A 20,528-nucleotide genomic window follows, 5' to 3' on the forward strand; every position below is an offset into this window, starting at 1 on the left:
ACTGATGACTCTTTCGACGGGCCTTGTCGGTGCTGCGATCGACAGGGCTGCCGGCCTGCCCTGTGCATCCTGCCTGTTCGATCTCGGCGAGGCCTCGGGCATGGCCGGCGCCGGGGCATGCCCGTTGAAAGCCGTGCTGCTGCGTCGTCATGCCGAACCTCGACAGGTCGGGGCGCCTGTCCGTGACGCCTCTTGCGATGCTTTCATGCCCGGCTACGCGGAGGCCGGGCTCGAACAGGCATTCGTGGGCGGCGGAACCGATGTCAGGCCCTATCTGTCCTGACCGATTCCGCTGCAAGCCTGCAGATCATGCGTGCAACCTCGAAGGATTTTTCGAAGGCCGGAACCGGCAGGAACTCGAAGCGCGAGTGGAAATTATAGGCGCCGGTGAAGAAGTTAGGCGTCGGCAGGCCCCTGGCCGAGAGCGCCGCGCCATCCGTCCCGCCCCGCATTGGGATGAGTTTCGGTTCGATCTGCAACGCTTCCATAGCCGATAGCAGCAGGTCGACCGCCTGGCGATCGTCGCCGAGGCTGTCGGAGATGTTGCCGTAGGTATCCGTGACCGTGCATTCGACGCGGCCCGTGGGGTAGCGCGCCGCAATCCGTTCCGCGACCTCGCCAATGTGCCGCTTGCGCTGCCCGAAGCGCTCCTTGTCGAATTCGCGGATCATCACCTTGAGGCGGGCCTGGCTGGTGTTGGCAATGATGTCGTTGAACCAGAAATAGCCCTCGCGGCCCTCCGTCCGCTCCGGCGTCTCCACGCGGTCGAAGGCTGCGATGAAGTCGTGGGCCATCAGCAGCGGATTGACAATGACGCCCTTGGCTGACATCGGGTGGGCGCTGACGCCGGTGAAGACGAGCTCGCCGGCGGCTGCATTGAAATTCTCGATCACGACCTCGCCGAGTTCGCAGCTATCGATCGTATAAGCGAAGTCGCAGGCGAAGCGGGCGAGGTCGAGCGCCTTGGCGCCGCGCAGGCCGATCTCCTCGTCGGGGACGAAGGCGACGAGGATGTCGCCATGGGCGTCCTCGGGGCGCAATGTCGCCAGCAGCGTCATGACGATGGCGACCGCTGCCTTGTTGTCGGCGCCCAGCACGCTGGTGCCGTCGCTGAAGATGACGTCCGCTCCGGCCCAGTGCCGGATCTCGGGATGCTCGGCGACGCGCAGCCAGATGTCTTGCTGTACATTCAGGCAGAGATCCGCGCCCTCGAAGCGCACGAGCTGCGGGTTGATGACCGGCGACAGGCCGGAATCGACCGTGTCGAGATGGGCGATGAAGCCGATCTTCGGTGCTCCCGGGTGCATGCCTCGCTTCAGCGCCGTGACGGTTGCGTGCTCGTCGATGACGATGTTCTCAAGCCCGAGGCCGCGCAGTTCCTCAGCGAGCAGATCGGCGAGGCGCTGCTGGCCCGGCGTGCTCGGCAGCGCCGTGGCTTTCGCATCGCTCTGACTCTCCACCGCGACATAGCGGAAGAAGCGTTCGATCAGTTGCTCGCGAATGGTCATGGCGTCTCCGATGGCGCTGGATCGACCCGCATCCTGTCGGATGCAGGGCGTCACTCCCGCTTCTTGGTTTCAGCATCGGATTTGTCCGAAAAGTGCACTCCACTTTTCGGTCCGATGCATCGCCGGCGCCGGACGTCTTGCGTCAGGCGCTCTGGGGCTGCTCCCGCATACCGAACTCGCGACCGGGAATCGAGGCGAGTAGCGCCCTAGTATAGGCATGCTGCGGGTTTTCGAAGACCGCGCCGATCGGGCCGTGCTCGACGACCTCGCCATTCTTCATCACCGCGACGAGATCGCAAACCTGCGCCGCGACGCGCAGGTCATGGGTGATGAAGACGATCGAGAGGCCCAGCCGCTGGCGCAGCTCGGCCAGGAGCTTCAGCACCTGCGCCTGCACCGAGACGTCGAGCGCAGAGACGGGCTCGTCGGCGACGAGCACGCGCGGCTCCAGCGCGAGGGCCCGCGCCAGGCCGATGCGCTGGCGTTGGCCGCCTGAGAACTCGTGCGGGTAGCGGTCGGTCGCCGCCGGATCGAGCCCGACCAGCGCGAAGAGTTCGCGGGCGCGGGCCAGCGCCTGCGCGCGCGGCGTGCCATGGACGATCAACCCCTGCGCGACGGCCTCGCCGGCCTTGCGGCGCGGATTGAGCGAGGCGAAAGGGTCCTGGAAGACCATCTGGATATGGCGCGTCTCGGCCCGCAATTCCGCACGCGTCAGGCTGGCGAGATCGGTCCCGGCGATGCGGATGGCGCCGCTCTCGGGATCGATCAGGCGCACGAGGCAGCGCGCCAGCGTCGATTTGCCGGAGCCGGATTCGCCGACGATGCCGAGCGTCGCGCCTTTCGGCAGCACGAGCGAGACGTCCTTGACCGCATGGGTGATGCGCTGGCCGCGGCCGAGGAAGCCGCCGGTGCGGTAGGTCTTCGAGACGTGCTCGATGGTGAGGATAGCCTCGGTCGCGAGCTCGCGCGGCGGCGGCGCCTTGAGCGGCGGCACGGCTGCGATCAATTGCTTCGTGTAGGCGTGCTGCGGGTTGCCGAGCACGGCCTCCGCCGTGCCCTGCTCGACGACGCGGCCCTGGCTCATCACCGCGACGCGGTCGGCGATCTCGGCGACGACGCCGAAATCATGGGTGATGAACAGGACGGCGGTGCCCTTGCGCTTCTGCAGGTCGCGGATCAGCTCGAGGATCTGCGCCTGGGTGGTGACGTCGAGCGCGGTCGTCGGCTCGTCGGCGATCAGTACCTTCGGGTCGAGCGCCAACGCCATGGCGATCATGGCGCGCTGGCGCTGGCCGCCGGAGAGCTCGTGCGGGTAGGCCTTTGCAGCCGCGACGGGGTCGGGAATGCGGACCTCTTCGAGCAGCGCCCGGACCTTGCCCCTGATCTGCGCCTTGCCGAGATCGGTATGCAACTCGAACATCTCGCCGATCTGGTCGCCGATGGTGAGCAGCGGGTTCAGCGCCGTCATCGGCTCCTGGAAGATCATGGCGATGCCGGCGCCTCTGACCTTGCGCATCTCGGCCTCGGTCATGGTCGCGAGGTCGCGGTCCTGGAACAGGATGCGCCCGCCATCAATGGCGACGCCAGGCGGCAGCAGCCGCATCACGGCATTGGCCGTCATCGACTTGCCCGAACCGGATTCGCCCACCACGCAGAGAATCTCGTTGGCCTCAAGGGCAAGCGAGACCTCGCTCATCGCATGCGACCGGTCGGCGTTCTTCGGCAGGCGGACGCTGACCGCGTCGAGGGTGAGGATCGCGCTCATCGGCCCTTCAGCCTCGGGTTCAGGGCATCGTTCAGGCCCTGTCCGACGAGCGAGACGGCGAGCACGGTGACGAGAATCGCGACGCCAGGAATGGCTGAGACATACCATTGCACCCGCAGCACGTCGCGGCCGGCGCCGATCAGATTGCCCCAGGAGGCGACGTTGGGATCGGAGAGCTTGAGGAAGGCGAGCGCGCTCTCCAGCAGGATCGCGATCGCCATCACCACGCTGGCATAGACGATGACGGGGGGCAGGGCGTTGGGCAGGATCTCGCCGAAGATCAGCTTGACGTCCCGGAGCCCGAGCGTGCGCCCGGCCTGGACGAATTCGCGGCTGCGCAGCGACAGGAACTCGGCGCGCGTCAATCGCGCCGAAGCCGGCCAGGAGACGATGCCGATTGCGACCGTGACGGTCGTGATCGTCGAGCCGAAGACGGCGACCAGCACCAGCAGCAGGATGAAATTTGGCAGGGTCTGGAAGGCCTCGGTGACGCGCATCAGGAGAGTGTCGACCCAGTCGCCATAGTAGCCGGCGAAGGCGCCGATGGTGATGCCGATCAGCACCGAGATGGCGGTTGCCACGAGGCCGATCAGCAAGGAGATGCGGGCTCCGTGGAAGATCTGGGCGGCGATGTCGCGGCCGGAATTGTCGGTGCCGAGCAGGAAACGCGGATTGGCGAACGGCCAGATCAGCGGGCGCCCGGCCAGCGCCAGCGGATCGCGGGGATAGAGCCAGTCGGCGCTCAAAGCCATCGCGAGGACAAGGATCAGCAACAGGAGCCCGATTACGGCCGGCGGGCTGCGGAAATAGAGCTTGAGGAAGGACACGCTTCAGCCCCCCGTCGTGATGCGCGGGTCGAGCCGGGCATAGAGCAGGTCGACGATGAAGTTGACGACGATGACCAGCAGCGCCGAGACGAAGACGATGCCGAGCAGCGTGTTGAGGTCGCGCTGGATCACGGATTCATAGGCGAGCCGGCCAAGGCCCGGCAGCGAGAATACGCTCTCCACCACAACCGAGCCGCCGAGCATCGTGCCGGCCTGCAGGCCGATCAGCGTCACCATCGGCAGAAGTGCGTTGCGCAGCACATGGCGCACGACGACACGCGTCTCGTCCATGCCCTTGGCGCGGGCCGTGCGGACGAAGTCGAGCGTCAGTACCTCCAGCATCGAGCCGCGCATGATGCGCAGATAGATCGCCATGTAGAACAGGCCGAGCGTCAGTGTCGGCAAAACGAGGTGGCTGGCGATGTCGAGCGTGCGGCGCCAGCCGGTCAGTCCGACCGTGATGTCCTCGAAGCCGCCGGCCGGAAGCCATTGCAGGTAGATCGAGAAGACGACGATCGCCATCAACCCGAACCAGAAGGTCGGCATGGCATAGAAGACGAGACCGAGCGTCGAGATCAGCGTGTCAGGCCAGCGATTGACGCCGCGCGCGGCGATGACGCCGAAGATCAGGCCGAAGAAGAAGGCCAGCGAGAGCGAGGCGGTCATCAGCAGGATCGTCGCCGGCAGGCGCTCGGCGATCACGGTTGCGACCGGCTTGCCGTAGATCGCCGAGAAGCCGAGATCGAGCCGGATCAGGCGCCAGAGATAATTGCCGAGCTGGGCCCAGGCTGAGACGTCGAGCCCGTAATACTGGCGGAGCTGACGGGCCGTCGTGGCATCGCCGCCGCCCATCTGCGCCATCAGCGCATCGACCGTGTCGCCCGGCGCGAATTGCAGCAGGACGAAGACCCCGATCAGGATCAGCACGAGAGTCGGGATCGAGGCGGCGAGACGCCGCCCCGCAAGGGTCAAGATACGCATGGGGACCGATTGTAGCAGGCCGTTCGGGAAGACGAAGCGATCACTCCGCCAACCACAGATCATGCCAGGAGCTCGATCCCCAGCGCGGCGTGTTGGAATGGTTGCGCGCCTTGGCGCTGATCGCGGTCAGGAAGATCTGCTCGATCGGGGTCCAGATCGGAATCTCGGTGTTGGCGCGGCGCACGAAATCGCCATAAAGCGCCTTGCGCTTGGCGACGTCGACCTCGGTGGCCGCATCGTCGATGATCTTGTCCATCGTCGGGTCGGTCCAGTCCCACTGGTTGGTCCAGGGCGCGCCCTTGGGCTGGCCCGAGCGATACCAGACCGTGGTCGAGACGGCGGGGTCGTTGCGATACTGGTGCCAGCCAGTGGCGAGATCGAAGGCATGGTCGTCGTAGACCTGCTTCAGGAAGCCGCCGCCATCTGTGCGGACGACCTCGACCTTGATGCCGACATCAGCCAGCGACTGCTGGATGAAGGTGGCAAACAGCGTGATGTCCTCGCCCCAGGGGGCCGGCAGGAGGCGCAAGGAGAAGCGCGTGCCGCCGGCGCCGGCCTTGAATCCGGCCTCGTCGAGCAGCTTGGCGGCGAGTTTCTTGTCGAACGGATATTGCGGGCCGTTATCGGCCGGGTAGAAATCTGTCGAGACCGAGGGGACCGGGCCGGTGCCGCGCTTGGCGAAGTCGCCGAGGAAGTTCTCGATGAAGAAGGGGATGTCGAGCGCATGCGCGATGGCGCGGCGCACCCGGATGTCGGCAAGCTCCTTGCGGCGGAAGTTGAACTCGACCGTGTTGGTGCGGGCGTTGCCCTCGTTGCCCTTGGTCGAGACGATGAAGCGAGGATCCTTGCCGAGGCGGGCGGAGTCCGAGATCGTCAGGCCGGAGAAGGGGCTGTAGTGGATCTGGCCGGCTTCCATCTGGGCGGCGGCGGCGGCGCGGTCGGTGACGACGCGCCAGACGATCCGGTCAAGATGAGGTGCATTCGGGCGCCAGTAGTCAGGGTTGCGGTCGGCGATGACGTGCTGGCCCCGCTCATAGGTGACGAACTTGAAGGGGCCGGTGCCGACCGGGGCGAGGTTGACCGGGTTCTGGCGGATGTCGCCCTTGCCTTCGTAGAGATGGCGCGGCGAGACATAGCCGAGGTCGGGCAGGGCCCGCAGCAGCAGGCCGAGCGGCATCGGGCGCTCATAGCGGAACACGGCGGTCAGCGGATCGGGCGTGTCGACGGCGGTGAGGAAGAGCTGCAGCGTGGTGCCGTAGTTCAGGATCTTCTTCCACATCTCCATCGCGGTGAACTGCACGTCCGCCGAGGTGAAGGGCTTGCCGTCATGCCACTTCACGCCGTCGCGCAGCTTGAAGGTGATGGTCTTGCCGTCGGGCGCCGCTTCCCAGCTCGTGGCGAGCACGCCGACCGGGTTGCCGGCTGCGTCCAGATCGACGAGCTGCTCCTGGATCTTGCCGCCGATGATGTAGACGCCGGTCGAGGCCTGCAGGCTCGGGTTGAGCTGGCGCTGCTCGGCGCCGTAATGGACCGTGAAGACACCGCCCTTACGCGGCGTCTCCTGCGCGAACAGCGAGCGCATCGGGAAGGCGACGCTGGAGGCGATGGCGGCGCTGGTCAGAAGCGCGGCGCGGCGGGTCATGTCCATGGAAAAATCCTCGGTTCGGAGGTCACGTAAGGGAAACGATGCGGGCCGCGGTGGCGCCCGTCAACGGGAGCGTCGCCTAAAAAGCAGGCGTGCGCTCTATTGCGGCACGATGCTCACGACGATGCCGTTGGCGGCGCTTGCCGCCACGCTGACCGCGCCGTCATGGACCGTTGCCAGCAGGCCGAGCGCGGCCTTCGCGCCGTCGAGATCGTTGCTTGCCAGCACGAGCGCGACCGCGCCTTCGGAGGCCGCTCCGTCACGCACGGCTTGTGTGTAGCGACGTGCGAAACCGGCTGCGTCGTAGAACAGCACATCGGCGCGCCTCCCGCCGGACGGCACCAGCCAGCCGTCGCCCTCGGCGCGAACGGGCTCGTCGATCAGGCGGCCGAGATGTTCGGCCGCGGCTTTCGGGTCGGGGCTGAGGACTTCGAGACGGACGATCCGCTGCACGCCGTTGGCATGGCTCTGCAACTCGGGAATCCAGACCGTGTCGCGCGTCAGATGCTGGCAGGCGAAGATGCGCAGGCCGCCGGGGTTCTGGTCGAGCGGCCAGCGGAAGACGTTGAAGCTCGCCTCGCCGGTGCCACCGCCAGGCAAATCGACGGGCCGGCTGAAATGGATCGGGCCGAGTGCCGCGAGGCCGCGGCCCTTCAGTTCGGCGGCGCCCGCCGCGGCATCGTCCGTGGTGAAGGCGGCGCGTTCCAGCCCCTCGCGCTTGGCGAGATAGTCGCGCGTCGGCTTGTTTTGCTCAGTCTCGGTCAGGATGCCGAGCAGTTCGACGTAATCCTCGCCGAACATGATGGTGTAGTTGCCGGTTCCGAGGATCGGCGAATGGGTGCCGCGCGGCGAAACGGTGAAGCCGAGACGCTGCCATTGGGCTGCTGCGGCGTCGAGATCGCGGACGGTCACCACGACATGGTCGAGGCCGAGAATGTGCGTGAGCGGCATGATGGCCCCTTGATGCGAAATCCGTTGGGGGCCGAGTTCATCCGAAGCGACGGCGTGGCGCAACCACCCGTCTCGACGTCTGCGGCAGCCCCCTGCTGCACTGCACACATAGCGGCTGGGGGATGAAAATTCCAAGCAGAGAATGATATATCGCGTATTTTGGAAGAACATATTCGTTCGGTGGGCATTGTATGGAAGATCGATCTCCTCGTCGTTCCTGGGTGAAAGAACGCCCTCTTGCCTCGGCAGGACAGGGCGGCAAGGATGCGTCCGAACGGCCTTCCCATCCGTGTGCCGGCTGAACACCATCTCGAAAGAAAAATGTATGTCCGCTTCAGCCTCCGTCACCTGGCCGCCCTCGCTCTGGGCGGCAACGGCCCCGGCCGGTCCCGCGCTGAGCGCGCTGGAGGGCGATGTGAAGGCCGATGTCGTGGTGATCGGGGCTGGCTTCACCGGCCTGTCGACGGCGATCCATCTGCGCGAAAGCGGTGTCGACGTCGTGGTGGTCGAGGCGGCCGAGCCCGGCTGGGGCGCATCGGGGCGCAACAACGGGCAGGTGATCCCGACGCTGGCCGGCCATGATCCCTCCGCGATGGCGGCGCGCCATGGCGAGGCCGGCGAGCGCTTCAATGCGGTGCTGCGCGACAGCGCGCAGTATCTGTTCGATCTCGTGCGTAAATATGACGTGCCGGCCGAGGCCGAGCAGGCGGGCTGGGTCCAGCCTGTGCATTCGCCGGGGCGGTTCAAGATCGCCGAGAAGCGGGTGCGCGAATGGTCGGCGATCGGGGCGCCCGTCGAACTGCTCGACAGGGCCGGGACCGCACGGATGACCGGTTCCGATGCGTGGTTCGGCGGCTTCTGGAACCGGACCGGCGGCCATATCAACCCGCTGGCGCTGGCGCGCGGGTTGGCCGAGGTCGCGCTGAAGCTTGGCGCGACGATCCATGCCCGCTCACCTGTCGCCAGCATGTCGCGCGAGGGCGACCGCTGGGTGGTCAGGACGGCGAAGGGCTCGGTGACGGCGCGCGCGCTTGTGCTGGCGACGAACGCCTATACGGCAGAGTTCGAGCGCGGCCTCGCGCCGGAGATCGCTGGGGAGGTCATCCCGGTTCTGTCCTGGCAGATGGCGACCAAGCCGATCAGCGACAACATTGCGAAGACGATCATCCCCGGCCGGCAGGCGCTGTCGGACACGCATCGCGAGCTCTATTTCGCGCGCTGGGATGCGCGCAACCGGCTGGTCACGGGCGGTGCTGCCGTGTTTCCGGGCGCGGGTGGCGATAATCTGCGCGGGCCGGTCGGCGAGCGGCTGAAGCGGCTCTGGCCGCAGCTCGGCGAGGTCTCCTTCGACTATGTCTGGTCGGGTTATATCGGCATGACGCCGGACGACGTGCTGAAGCCGCAGGTGCCGGGCTACCCGCGTATCCACCAGCTCGGGCCCAACGGCTTCGGCTGGGTCGGCTGCAACGGCCGGGCGGTCGCGCTCTCGATCTCGCTCGGGCGCGAATTGGCGCAGGCGACGCAAGGGACGCCGCTGGGAACACTGGGCCTGCCGCTTTCCGAACCGAAAGCGCAGCCGGTGCAAGGTCTTCTGCGCCGGATCGCGCCGCTGGCCCTGCCGCTCTACCGGGCGCTGGACGCCAAGGAAATCTAGCGGACGCGATCGTCAGACCGCGAGCATCGGATCCCGCACCGCTGTGGCCCATGCCGCGAAGGGCCGGGCCTCCAGGAAGGCGCGCGCCGCCCGCATGACCAGCGGATCGGCAAGGCGCGGCCCGACGATCTGCAGGCCGATCGGTAACCCGTCCGGCGTCAGCCCGCAGGGCACCGAGACGGCGGGACAATGCGAAAGGTTGAAGGGGTAGGAGAACTCGGCCCAGACCAGCCAGTCCCAGGGGTGGGCGGGCCAGTGATCGGGCACCTGCCGGCCATGCGGGAAAGCGGCGACCGAGGCCGCCGGCGTCAGCAACAGGTCCCAGCCTTCGGCGAACCAGCGCCCGACTGCCCCGGCATAGGCGTGGCGGCGCGACTGGGCGGCGTGCAGGTCGCGCCAGGACGTCTGGCCGGTTTCGCGCAGGCAGGCGACGAAGCCCGGATCCATCGCCGCTTCTGCGGCGCCATCGGCCGGCGAGTAGGGCAGGAGCGGCGGCCCCCAAAGCGAGCGGATCAGGTCGGGACCGAGCGGGCCCCAGGCCGGCGTCGTGCGCTCGACGCTCGCCCCCAACGCCTCGAAGACGCGGGCTGCGGCCGCGACCGATGCGGCGATTTCGGGATCGACGCGCGCATGGCCGAGATCGGGGCTAAACGCGATCCGCAGGCCGGCGAGGTCGTGGCCCGCGGAATCGCGCCTGAAGCCGCCTGGCAGCGTGGTGTGATCGGCGGGGTGAGGACCGGCCATCACCTCCAGCATCAGCTCGGCGTCGGCCGCGTCGCGCGCGATCGGGCCGATATGCGAGAGCGCGCCGTTGTTGGGTACGGGTACATAGGGCACCATCCCGAAGGTCGGCTTGAAGCCGACGACGCCGCAGAAATGCGCCGGCAGGCGCACAGAGCCGGCGCCATCGGTGCCGAGATGCAGCGGGCCGCAGCCGGCTGCGGCAAGCGCGGCGGCGCCCGACGACGAGCCGCCGGCGGTGTGGCCCTGTTTCCACGGATTATGGGTCGCGCCGGTCAGCGGATTCTCACTGACGGCGGTCCAGCCCTGCTCCGTCGTGGCGGTCTTGCCGAGGATGACGGCGCCGGCCGCGCGAAGCCTTGCGACGGCAGGAGCGTCGTCGATCGCCGGCGTGGCATCGGAGAGGCGCGAACCCCGACGCGTCGGCAAGCCTGCGACGGCCTGCACGTCCTTGATCGTGACGGGCACGCCATGCAGCGGCCCGAGCGCTTCGCCGCGCATCACGGCGGCTTCTGCCTTGCGTGCCGCCGTCCGTGCTCCCCGGACATCCAGCGCGACGAAGGCGTTGAGGCCGGGTTCGAGGGAGGCGATGCTGGCGAGCACGTCCTCGACGATCTCGACCGGCGAGGCGCGCTTGGTCCGGACCAGTTCCGCAAGGTCATGGGCGGAGAGCGAGGCGAGCCGCCCGGCTGCGGTCGTCCGCGCTGCGAGCTCTTGCATCTGTGTCGCGCTCGGTCTCAGACCCGTTTCTCCCAGGCTTCGACATCGAGGAAGGTGCTCTGGTAGGAGGCGCCTTCGCCAATGTCGGTGAGGCGGTCGGAGCAGAGCATGTTGACCGTCCCGTCGACCGCCTCGGTGCCGGGTCGCTGGCCGAGAACGAGGATGACGCCGGGCTGGATTTCTTCCGCGACCTTGAGGACGAGGCCGATCGCAGCCCGGTCGTTGAACAGCCGGACCTTGGCGCCGGTTTCCAATCCGCGGCGGGCGGCGTCGTCGGGGTGCAGCACGCAGAAGGGCTCGCCCTCGCGCTTGCGCAGGAAGGAGACGCCCGAGAAGGCGGTGTGCGGCTGGAAATAGGAGGGGGCTGTCAGAAGCCGCAGCGGCCAGATCTTGGCATCCTGCACCTCCTGCTCGTCTGGCTGCCAGTCCGGCATCGGCGAGACGCCCTGGTCGGCGAGCGCCTGCGAATAGATTTCGAGCTTGCCGGAAGGCGTGCCGAAGCTCTGTCCGGCGGGCGGGGCGACCTTGACCGGCACGCCATCGAACAGGCTAGAAGGGTCGACAGCCGCGACCGCGCCAGTCGAGCCCTTGAAAAACTCCGGCAGGATCTCCTTCTCGGTCTTCGAGAAGATCGGATCGGTCACGCCCATGCGCCGGGCGAGTTCCTGCGCCAGCTTGAAGTTCGACCAGGCCGCGCCCTGCGGCGCGACGGCGGCGGGCGAATACTGCATGTAGTAGTTGCCGTAACCCCGGTAGAAATCCTCGGTCTCGAGATAGGTCGTCGCCGGCAGCACGATGTCGGCGAGCGCTGCCGTATCGGTCATGAACGGGTCGTGGACCACCGTGAACAGGTCTTCGCGCGACAGGCCCTCGCGAACCTTGCCGGCTTCGGGACAGGTCACGGCCGGGTTGTTGGCGGCGATGAAGAGCGCGCGCAGCGGCGGATCGTTCAACTCGAGCAGGTCGCGCCCGAGCAGGCTCTGGTTGACGAGCCGGGCCGTGGCGGGGCCGGACGGCTTGCGCACGGCGGAGAAATTGAAGTCCATCGAGCCCGCTGTCAGCAGCAGTGCGCCGCCGCCGCGGCGGCCATAGGCGCCGGTGACAGCGGGCAGCGTCGCCACGGCGCGCAGCGCCTGGCCGCCGCGGGCGAGGCGCGTCATGCCCTCGCCGATGCGGATGAAGGCATGCTTCGCCGCGCCATACATCGCGGCGAGCTTCTCGATGTCGGCGATGGGCAGACCCGTGACCTGCGAGACGTAGCCCGGCGTGAAGCGCGGCACGGTCTCACGCTCCCACTGGTCGAAGCCCAGCGTGTTCGCTGCAAGATAGGCGCGATCGCAGAGGCCGTCGCGGACGAGGATATGGACGATGCCGAGCGCGAGTGCGGCATCGGTGCCGATGCGGATCGGCAGGTGCCAGTCGGCGCTCGCGGCCGTGCGGCTGCGGCGGGGGTCGATGACGACGACCTGGACGCCCTTCTTGCGGATGCCCTCGAGTTTCGCCCAGAAATGGACGTTCACCGCCATCAGGTCGCAGCCCCAGGCGATGACGAGATCGGAATCGACGACGGATTCAGGGTCGGCGCCGCCGACGGGGCCGAGCGTCAGGTCCCAGGCGGTCTCGCAACAGCTGTCGCAGACGGTACCGGCCTGAAGGCGGCTGGTGCCCATGGCATAGAACAGGCCATTGACGATATGGCGGTTCATCTGGCCCTGATGGGCGCTGTAGGCGTAGCCGAGCAGGGCGAGAGGCCCCGTTTCCGCGATGATCGCCCGCCATTTCGCGGCGATCTCGTCGAGTGCCTCGTCCCAGGTGATGGCCTCGAACTGACCGGAACCCTTCGGGCCGCTGCGGCGCAGCGGCGTCTGCAGGCGCTCGGGCGAATGCACGAGTTCGGCGTCTCGGTTGACCTTGGCGCAGGCGAAGCCGGCGGTGAAGGGCTGGTCCGGATCGCCCGAGATCCTTGTGATCCTGTCGCCTTCGACATGGGCGATGAGGGAGCACATGTCGGGGCAGTCATGGGCGCAGGCCACACGAACGGTCTTCATCGGGCATCCTCGATCCAGCATGGCCCGGACATATTCCGGGCATGCGCAAGTTCATCTCAAATGCGAATTGGAACAGGTTCAACGACCACTTCGGAGGCAATGGGCGGGCCACTTTTGGCCCGCCGCCTCGGGTGGTCAGACGCGCCTGACATTCCAGGGGAAGGGCGCGCAGCCTTCGACGACGCCGGTGATGTTGGCCCGGTAGGCGGTGCGGATGTTGAAGACGCCCAGCGGCACGGCCGGCACATCCTCGGCCACGATGTTCTGGATGCTGGCGGCGAGGCTGATGCGCTCGGCCTCTGTCTCGGCGGCGAGCCACTGCTTGGTCAGATCCTCGACCGAGGCGTTGCCATACCAGCCGAACCAGCCGCCGGCGCCCTGGCCGCGGACATAGCCGCTGGTCGCCGGGGTGGTGATGCCGATTGCCTGCCACCAGGTGTGGAAGATGCTCCAGCCGCCCTTCTCGACGGATTCGCGGTTGCCGCGACGCTGCAGCACCGTGCCCCAATCGGTCTCGACCAGCTCTGAATTGAGCCCGAGCGAACGCAGCAATTCATGAGTGATCTGGCCCATCGGGCGGATGGTCGGGAAGTCGGCGGGATTGATGACGACGATCTTCTCGCCGTTGTAGCCGGATTCCTTGACCAGCGCCCTGGCTGCGGCGAGGTCGGGATTGTCCGAAATGCGGTTCTTCGCGGGTGTGATGCCATAGGGCGTGCCGCAGGGCAGGAAGGATTTGCACAGCGTATAGGCGCTGGGATCATTGTCGGTGACGGCGGCCATATAGTCGATCTGCTTCACCGCCGAGAGAACGGCGAGACGCAGCTTCGCGTTGTTGAAGGGCGCCTGCGAGCTGTTGAACCGGATCAGCCCGACATAGCCATTGGGATCGCCATTGCCGACCTTGATGTTGGCGTCCTTCTTGAGTACCGGGATCATGTCGGGCAGCACCTGCTCCCACCAGTCGACCTCGCCGGTCTGAAGGGCCGCGAGCGCCGTCGCGCTATCGGGGATAGCCGTCCATTCGACGCGGTCGAAATGACCGACCTTGCCGCCTGACGTGCGCTCGGGCGCCTCCTGGCGCGGCACATAACTGTCGAACTTCGCATAAACTGCGCGCTGGCCGGCCATGTACTGGTCCGCGACGAAACGATAGGGACCGGAGCCGATCATCTCGGTGACCTGCTTCATCGGATCGGTGGCGGCGATCCGCGCCGGCATGATGAACGGCACGCTGGTGGCGGGCTTGGCGAGGGCATAGAGCATCAGCGGAAAGCGCTGCTTCAGCCTGATCGCGAAGGTCTTGTCGTCCTTGACCTGCCATTCGTCGACAGCGGCTGCGAGCAACTGACCGAGCGCGTCGCGCGCCGCCCAGCGCTTCAGGCTGGCGACGCAATCGACCGCGCGGACCGGCTCGCCGTCATGGAATTTCAGCCCGTCGCGCAGCCTGATCTCCCAGACCAGCCCGTCGCTCGAGGTGGTGTGGCCAGCGGCCATCTGGGGCAGCGGCTCGAACTTGGCGTTGAGGCCGTAGAGCGTGTCGAAGATGTGATAGCCGTGGTTTTGGGTGCCGGCGGCGGTCGTCCAGATCGGGTCGAGGACGGAGAGCGCGGCTTGCGGCACTAGCTTGAGCGTCCGGGAACGCTCGGTCTGTGCCAGGGCCGGAGCGGGGAGCAGCGAAGCTGCGGCGAATTTCAGGGCTGTACGACGGCTGATCACGGAGGCCTCCCAACGGTTGCGCGTAACCTGCCCGGCCGACCACAACTGGATGCCGGGTGATCGAGCACAGCGTCCGCCGTGATCGGAGGCCTTTGAAAGAACCACTTTTCGCACTGCGGCATGACCACGTCGCGCCGCTGCCGGAGTGGCCTCGTCCAGCCTGTCAGAGTGGTCCTGTTCGCCACGCCGTCCGGGCCGAAGATCGTTGCCTCAGGCGTCTGGCGAGGGGAAGCGCGATGGGCGAGCCATTTTTCCAGCGGGTGCCGGCGGCCGTCGCAGGTCTGCCGCTCGACGGTTATGTCCGGCCGCGCGGCTTCACTGTCGCCAGCGGCGATCCGCAATGCCGCAACTGGCGCCATTATCTTGCCGAGGAGGACGGAGTCATGACCTCGTCGGGCCTCTGGGAATCGACCGAGGGCGCGTTCGCGTTTCGCTTCGAGCACTGGGAGTTCTTCCACGTCATCTCGGGCGTGGTGGTCGTGACGCCGGAGGGCGGCGAGCCGATGACGCTCCGCGCCGGCGATGCGCTGGTGATGGAGCCGGGCTTCACCGGCCGCTGGGAGGTCGTCGAGACCATGCTGAAGCACTATGTCACGCGGCTGCGGGTGTGACGCCTAGCTGCGCAGCTCAGCCTTCAACGACGCGGCCTCGCCGCACTCCGTCGCCGGGCGCGTCGCTGCAACGGGCTTGCCGTCGCTGACGGAGCGGGCGATGCGGCCGAGTTCGGCGGCAGCGGCCCGCAGCTTGTGATTGTCGAAGCCGGAATAGCCGAGCACGAGTCCCTGCCGGCGCGGGGCTGCCATGTAGTGCGGGCTGACCGGCTTGACGATGAGGCCCTGACGGCGCGCGGCACCGGCGACGGCAATGTCCGAGAGGTCATCGCGGAAATGGATCACGAGCTGGATACCACATTCCGGCACCTCGATGTCGACGAGATCGCCGAGATGCCGGTCGATTGCCTCGACGACGACGTCGCGCGCCTCCTTGTAGCGCTGGCGCATCCGCCGAATATGGCTGGTAAGGAAGCCCTGCCGCATGAATTCCGCCGTCATTGCCTGCTGGAGCGTGGGCGGTGAGCGGTCGCTCAGGAAACGGGCGCCGCGAAAAACGTCGATCAGATGGTGGGGGACGACGGCGAAACCAAGCCGGATGCCGGGGAACAGGACCTTGCTCAGCGTACCGACATAAACGACGCAGCCGCCGCGATCGAGCCCTTGCAGGGAGGCAAGCGGGCGGCCAGCATAGCGGAATTCGCTGTCGTAATCGTCTTCGACGATCCAGGCCCCGGTCTGGGAGGCCCAGGCCAGCAGTTCCAGCCGGCGCGACATGCTCATGACCGCCCCGGTCGGATATTGGTGCGAGGGCGTGATGTAGACGGCGCGGGCCTGGCTCGCGGCGGCGATGCCCGCCGCAACATCGAGCCCGTTCTCGTCGACGGGAACGGGGACGAGACCGGCGCCTGCCGCGGAGAGCGCTTCGCGCGTCGCGCCATAGCCGGGGTCCTCGATCCAGACCGGATCGCCCGGATCGAGCAGGGTGCGGATCGACAGGTCGATGGCCTGCTGGGCGCCGGAGAGGACGATGACCTGCTCGTCGTCGCACTGGACGGCGCGCGCCGCACGCAGATAGGCCGCGATCTCCTGGCGCAGCGGGGCCTCGCCGCTGGGGTCGGCATAGGACAGATTGATCGGATCGAACTGGCGCATCTGCTCGGCACCGATCCGTCGCCAGGCCTCGACCGTCTTGGCATCGACGGAGCAGCAGCCGGCGGCGAAGGGCAGGCTGCCGGGAGGAACGAGTTCCGCCGCGAAGCGGCCATAGCGGGCGCCCGCCACGGAGACGACCTGGCGCGACGCGGTGCCGTCGGCACCGGCGACCCGCGCCGGCGTGACGATGGCGGCGGGCACATCGTCGGAGACATAGGTGCCCGAGCCTTCGCGGCCGACGACATAGCCCTCGGCGAGAAGCTGGTCATAGGCCGAGACGACGGAGGTCCGCGACACCTTCAGGCGCAAGGCGAGGTCGCGGCTGGACGGCAGCTTGCTGCCGGGGGCCAGCGTGTTGGCGACGACCGCCTCACGCAAGGCGAGGTAGATCTGCTGGAAGATCGGCCGCGGGCTCGCAGTATCCAGGGTCAGATGGAACAGGTCCGACCATTTGGCGCGGGACGGCGCGGCATGTGATGACGGCGATCGCATCGGGCGGGCTCCCCTGGAACAGTTCCAAGCAACCGCCATGCCATGTCAAGCTGCCGGCCACCGAAAGTGGCCTGCAAGGCAACCTTGCAACTGGCTCTTCTGAAAACCACTCGCCTGCGGTTTTGTGCGGCTGCGCTCGACCTCGCAGCCCCGGAGCAGGCATGCCTTACGTCGTCACGGAAAACTGCATTCGCTGCCAGTACATGGATTGCGTCAGCGTCTGCCCGGTCGATTGTTTTCGCGAAGGCGAGGCGATGCTGGTGATCCATCCCGACGAATGCATCGATTGCGGCGTCTGCGAACCGGCCTGTCCCGCAGAGGCGATCCGCCCCGATGACGACAAAGAAGGCACGCGATGGCTTGCGTTCAACGCCCGCTTCGCAGAGGAGTGGCCTCGCATCACCGAGAAGGGAAGGCCTCCGGACGATGCCGACGATTGGCGCGGCCGCCCCGGCAAATCCGCGATGGTCTTCGGCGCAGCAGGCCCCTGATCGCGGAAGCGCGGACCGAAACGGGTTGGACGGAAGAAGCGAGCATGAGCAATCAGTATGTCGAGAAGGTCCTGTCGGTTCATCACTGGAACGACACGCTGTTCAGCTTCCGCACCACCCGCAATCCCGCGTTCCGCTTCGAGGCCGGCCAGTTCGCGATGATCGGCCTGATGGTCGAGGGGCGCCCGCTGCTGCGCGCCTACAGCATGGCCTGCGCGCCCTATGACGACGAACTCGAATTCCTCAGCATCAAGGTGCAGAACGGCCCGCTGACCTCGCGGCTGCAGAAGATCGTGCCCGGCGACGAGGTGCTGATCGGGCGCAAGGCGACCGGGACGCTGCTGCATGACAATCTGCTGCCGGGCCGCAACCTGTATTTCCTCTCCACCGGGACGGGGCTCGCGCCCTTCATGAGCCTGATCCGCGACCCGTCGACCTATGAGCGCTTCGAGAAGGTCGTTCTGGTGCATGGCGTCCGGCTGGTGTCGGAACTGGCCTATGAGAACTTCATCCGCAAGGAACTCCCGGCCGATGAACTGATCGGCGAGCTGGTCGCCGCCCAGTTGATCTACCATCCCACGGTGACGCGCGAGGACTATCCCAACCGCGGCCGGGTGACGGAGCTGTTCGCCTCGGATGACTGGTTCGCCTCGCTCGGTCTGCCGGTCGTCGATGCAGCCCACGACCGGGTGATGCTGTGCGGCAGCCCGGCCATGCTCGCCGATATGAAGGTTCAGCTCGAAGGCCGCGGCTTCGTCGAGGGCAGCAGCTCGACGCCCGCGAGCTATGTGGTGGAACGCGCCTTCGTCGAAAAATGACGGGAGGCATCGCTCCGGGCGGCAGGGGAGGCATCCATGGATCAGGCCGGCGATCTGGACGCGGACATCCTCGCCCGCTTCGGCAACGATCCGGAGCGGACGCTGCGCGACAATCTCGCAGCCGTCGAGGAGCGGATCGGGCTGGCCTGTGTCCGCGCCGGACGGGCGCGCGCGGCGGTCCGGCTGCTGCCGGTCAGCAAGACGGTGCCGGTCGAGGTCGTGCGGCTCGCCGTCGGCATCGGCATGACCACGCTCGGCGAGAACAAGGTCCAGGAGGCGAAGGGCAAGGCCGAGGCGCTGGCCGGGCTCGGCGTGAGCTGGAGCGTGATCGGCCATCTCCAGACCAACAAGGCGAAGGCGATGGTCTCCTTCGCATCGGAATTCCAGGCGCTGGACAGCTTGCGGCTGGCGGGCCTGCTGCATGAAAATCTGATCGCAGCCGGGCGTACGCTCGACGTCTTCGTGCAGGTCAACACCTCCGGCGAAGAGAGCAAATACGGCATAACTCCCGAGGAGGCGGAGGCCTTCGTCGGCGAACTCGGCCGCTTTCCGTCATTGAAGCCGCAAGGCCTGATGACGCTGGCGATCCTCAAGGGCGGTCCCGAGGAGGTGCGCGCCTGCTTCCGTCGCCTGCGCCGGGTGAGGGAGCGGCTGCAGAAGACGCATCCGGATTGCGGCATGACCCGCCTCTCGATGGGCATGACCGGCGATTTCGAGATCGCAATCGAGGAGGGCGCCGATGTCGTTCGTGTCGGGCAGGCGATCTTCGGCAAGCGCCCGACGGCCGATGGTCATTTCTGGCCGGGGCTTTTGCCGGGAACGTGAGACCGCAGGCCCCTAGAGCGGTGCTGCCCAGCGATTGGGCAATCGGCATGATTTGGCCCTTGGAGCGGCGCGGCCGGCATGATTACCTGCGCCGTCATTGCCGCCGTCCTGCGATCCGTCCGGAGCCTTCACCTCATGTCGCCACGCATCGCCTTCGGCGGTTTTCTGCACGAGACCAACACCTTCGCGCCGAGCAAGGCGCCGCTCGATGCGTTCGTCCAGGGCGGTGGCTGGCCGGCGCTGGCGCGGGGCGAGGACGTCTTCGCCGCTGTCCGCAACGTCAATGTCGGCGCGTCGGGTTTCGTCGAGACGGCACGTGGGCTGGGCTGGGAGATGGTGCCGACGCTGTGGTGCGCGGCGAGCCCCTCCGCTCATGTCACGGCCGAGGCGTTCGAAACGCTGCTGGGCGAGCTGGTCGAGTCGATCAGCGCCGCGCTGCCGCTCGACGGCGTCTATCTCGACCTGCACGGTGCCATGGTCGCGGAGGGTTTCCCGGATGGCGAGGGCGAGACGCTGCGCCGCGTGCGCGCCGCGATCGGGCCCGATGTACCATTGGTCGCGAGCCTCGACCTGCACGGCAACGTCACCCAGCTCATGGTCGACAGCGCTGACGCGCTCGTCGCCTACCGCACCTATCCGCATGTCGACATGGCGCTGACCGGGAGCCGCGCCACGACCTATCTCGCCGCGCTGATTGGCACGACGAGGCGTGACGCCAAGGCGTTCCGCCAGATACCCTATCTGATCCCGATCGCCTGGCAGGCGACGGCGATGGAGCCGTGCCGGACGATCTATGGCGAGCTTGCCGCGCTCGAGGGCGAGAGCGTGCCGACGCTCTCCTTCCTGCCCGGATTTCCGGCTGCCGACTTCGCCGATTGCGGGCCGACCGTCGTGGCCTATGGCACGACGCAGGCCGATGCCGACCGGGCGGCTGATGTCGTGACGGTTCGGGTGATGGCGAGCGAGGCCGCGTTCAACGGCCAGGTGTTCCAGCCCGACGAGGGCGTGCGCGCGGCGATGGCGCTGGCCGAAGGCGCGACGAAGCCGATCGTGATCGCCGACACGCAGGACAATCCGGGCGCGGGCGGCGATTCCGACACGATGGGGATGGCGCGGGCACTGGTGCGCAACGGGGCGTTGCGTGCCGCGATCGGCCTGATCGTCGATCCGGAGGTTGCCGCTCAGGCGCACAAGGTCGGCATCGGCGCGACGATCAAGGCGGCGCTGGGGGCGAAGTCAGGCATCCCCGGCGATGTTCCGCTCGAAGGCGAGTTCATCATCGAGCAGCTTTCGGATGGACGCTTCGTCGCCCCCGGCCCCTTCTTCGGAGGCTCGCGGATGAATCTCGGGCCTTGCGCGGCACTCCGCATCGGCGGGGTGCGCATCGTCGTCGCCTCGCGCAAGGCGCAGATGGCCGACCAGGAGATGTACCGGCAGGTCGGCATCGAGCCGACCGAACAGGCCATCCTCGTCAACAAGAGCTCGGTGCATTTCCGCGCCGATTTCGAGCCGATCGCGCAGGCCGTCCTGGTCTGCGCCGCGCCCGGCCCAATGCCGGTCGACCCCTCCGTGCTGCCGTGGAAGCATCTGCGGCCGGGGCTGCGCACGGCGCCGCTCGGCCCCGTCTTCGGCTGACC

Annotated in this window: 17 protein-coding genes; 7 read left to right on the forward strand and 10 right to left on the reverse strand. The window is 67.4% G+C overall.

What is annotated here, in order from left to right; genetic code table 11:
* Positions 1 to 4 precede the first annotated feature (4 nt).
* Positions 5 to 283, forward strand: a complete 279-nt coding sequence (locus C8D03_RS15950; RefSeq protein ID WP_108047595.1) for a hypothetical protein — start codon at positions 5 to 7, stop codon at positions 281 to 283.
* Here C8D03_RS15950 and pepT read toward each other — a convergent pair.
* The 6 genes from pepT to C8D03_RS15980 form a co-directional block, all read right to left on the reverse strand.
* Complete coding sequence (gene pepT / locus C8D03_RS15955) at positions 264 to 1,508, reverse strand: peptidase T (RefSeq protein ID WP_108047597.1); 1,245 nt, start codon at positions 1,506 to 1,508, stop codon at positions 264 to 266. The genes C8D03_RS15950 and pepT overlap by 20 nt on opposite strands.
* Positions 1,509 to 1,650: 142 nt before the next feature.
* Positions 1,651 to 3,273, reverse strand: coding sequence for an ABC transporter ATP-binding protein (locus C8D03_RS15960; protein ID WP_108047599.1), 1,623 nt, complete (start codon positions 3,271 to 3,273; stop codon positions 1,651 to 1,653).
* Complete coding sequence (locus C8D03_RS15965; RefSeq protein WP_108047600.1) at positions 3,270 to 4,100, reverse strand: ABC transporter permease; 831 nt, start codon at positions 4,098 to 4,100, stop codon at positions 3,270 to 3,272. The genes C8D03_RS15960 and C8D03_RS15965 overlap by 4 nt, the downstream gene beginning before the upstream one ends.
* A 3-nt stretch (positions 4,101 to 4,103) precedes the next feature.
* Positions 4,104 to 5,081, reverse strand: a complete 978-nt coding sequence (locus C8D03_RS15970) for an ABC transporter permease (protein WP_108047602.1) — start codon at positions 5,079 to 5,081, stop codon at positions 4,104 to 4,106.
* A gap of 40 nt (positions 5,082 to 5,121) precedes the next feature.
* Positions 5,122 to 6,729: an ABC transporter substrate-binding protein gene (locus C8D03_RS15975; RefSeq protein ID WP_108047604.1), complete on the reverse strand. Its 1,608-nt coding sequence runs from the start codon at positions 6,727 to 6,729 to the stop codon at positions 5,122 to 5,124.
* A 96-nt stretch (positions 6,730 to 6,825) separates the two neighbouring features.
* Positions 6,826 to 7,677, reverse strand: a complete 852-nt coding sequence (locus C8D03_RS15980; RefSeq protein ID WP_108047606.1) for a VOC family protein — start codon at positions 7,675 to 7,677, stop codon at positions 6,826 to 6,828.
* Between the two features lie 325 nt (positions 7,678 to 8,002).
* Here C8D03_RS15980 and C8D03_RS15985 point away from each other — a divergent pair, with 325 nt between their 5' ends.
* On the forward strand, positions 8,003 to 9,331 hold the full coding sequence (locus tag C8D03_RS15985; RefSeq protein WP_108047607.1) for an NAD(P)/FAD-dependent oxidoreductase: 1,329 nt from the start codon (positions 8,003 to 8,005) through the stop codon (positions 9,329 to 9,331).
* Between the two features lie 12 nt (positions 9,332 to 9,343).
* On the opposite strand, the gene C8D03_RS15990 is transcribed toward C8D03_RS15985, so the two are convergent.
* The 3 genes from C8D03_RS15990 to C8D03_RS16000 form a co-directional block, all read right to left on the reverse strand.
* On the reverse strand, positions 9,344 to 10,792 hold the full coding sequence (locus C8D03_RS15990; protein ID WP_108047609.1) for an amidase family protein: 1,449 nt from the start codon (positions 10,790 to 10,792) through the stop codon (positions 9,344 to 9,346).
* Positions 10,793 to 10,809: 17 nt separating this feature from the next.
* Positions 10,810 to 12,840 (reverse strand): molybdopterin-containing oxidoreductase family protein, encoded by a 2,031-nt coding sequence (locus tag C8D03_RS15995; RefSeq protein WP_181301017.1) that lies wholly within the window; start codon positions 12,838 to 12,840, stop codon positions 10,810 to 10,812.
* 135 nt (positions 12,841 to 12,975) lie between these two features.
* On the reverse strand, positions 12,976 to 14,559 hold the full coding sequence (locus C8D03_RS16000; RefSeq protein WP_210203931.1) for an ABC transporter substrate-binding protein: 1,584 nt from the start codon (positions 14,557 to 14,559) through the stop codon (positions 12,976 to 12,978).
* Between the two features lie 236 nt (positions 14,560 to 14,795).
* Between C8D03_RS16000 and C8D03_RS16005 the strand changes: the two genes are divergently transcribed.
* On the forward strand, positions 14,796 to 15,170 hold the full coding sequence (locus C8D03_RS16005; protein ID WP_108047613.1) for a cupin domain-containing protein: 375 nt from the start codon (positions 14,796 to 14,798) through the stop codon (positions 15,168 to 15,170).
* 3 nt (positions 15,171 to 15,173) lie between these two features.
* On the opposite strand, the gene pdxR is transcribed toward C8D03_RS16005, so the two are convergent.
* The gene (pdxR, locus tag C8D03_RS16010) at positions 15,174 to 16,757 is read right to left on the reverse strand and encodes a MocR-like pyridoxine biosynthesis transcription factor PdxR (protein WP_108047615.1); all 1,584 of its coding nucleotides are present in this window, start codon (positions 16,755 to 16,757) and stop codon (positions 15,174 to 15,176) included.
* Positions 16,758 to 16,918: 161 nt separating this feature from the next.
* On the opposite strand from pdxR, the gene fdxA reads away from it, so the two are divergent.
* The 4 genes from fdxA to C8D03_RS16030 all read left to right on the forward strand — a co-directional run bounded on the left by fdxA (position 16,919) and on the right by C8D03_RS16030 (position 20,526).
* Entirely contained in the window at positions 16,919 to 17,248 is a 330-nt protein-coding gene (fdxA, locus tag C8D03_RS16015; protein ID WP_108047617.1) for a ferredoxin FdxA, read from the forward strand.
* Between the two features lie 44 nt (positions 17,249 to 17,292).
* Positions 17,293 to 18,066 (forward strand): ferredoxin--NADP reductase, encoded by a 774-nt coding sequence (locus C8D03_RS16020; RefSeq protein WP_108047619.1) that lies wholly within the window; start codon positions 17,293 to 17,295, stop codon positions 18,064 to 18,066.
* 36 nt (positions 18,067 to 18,102) lie between these two features.
* Positions 18,103 to 18,891: a YggS family pyridoxal phosphate-dependent enzyme gene (locus C8D03_RS16025; protein ID WP_108047621.1), complete on the forward strand. Its 789-nt coding sequence runs from the start codon at positions 18,103 to 18,105 to the stop codon at positions 18,889 to 18,891.
* A gap of 135 nt (positions 18,892 to 19,026) precedes the next feature.
* A complete protein-coding gene (locus C8D03_RS16030; RefSeq protein ID WP_108047622.1) occupies positions 19,027 to 20,526 on the forward strand; it encodes a M81 family metallopeptidase in 1,500 nt (499 codons plus the stop codon).
* The last annotated feature ends 2 nt before the right edge of the window (positions 20,527 to 20,528 follow it).

Source organism: Bosea sp. 124, assembly GCF_003046175.1.
GTDB lineage: Bacteria > Pseudomonadota > Alphaproteobacteria > Rhizobiales > Beijerinckiaceae > Allobosea.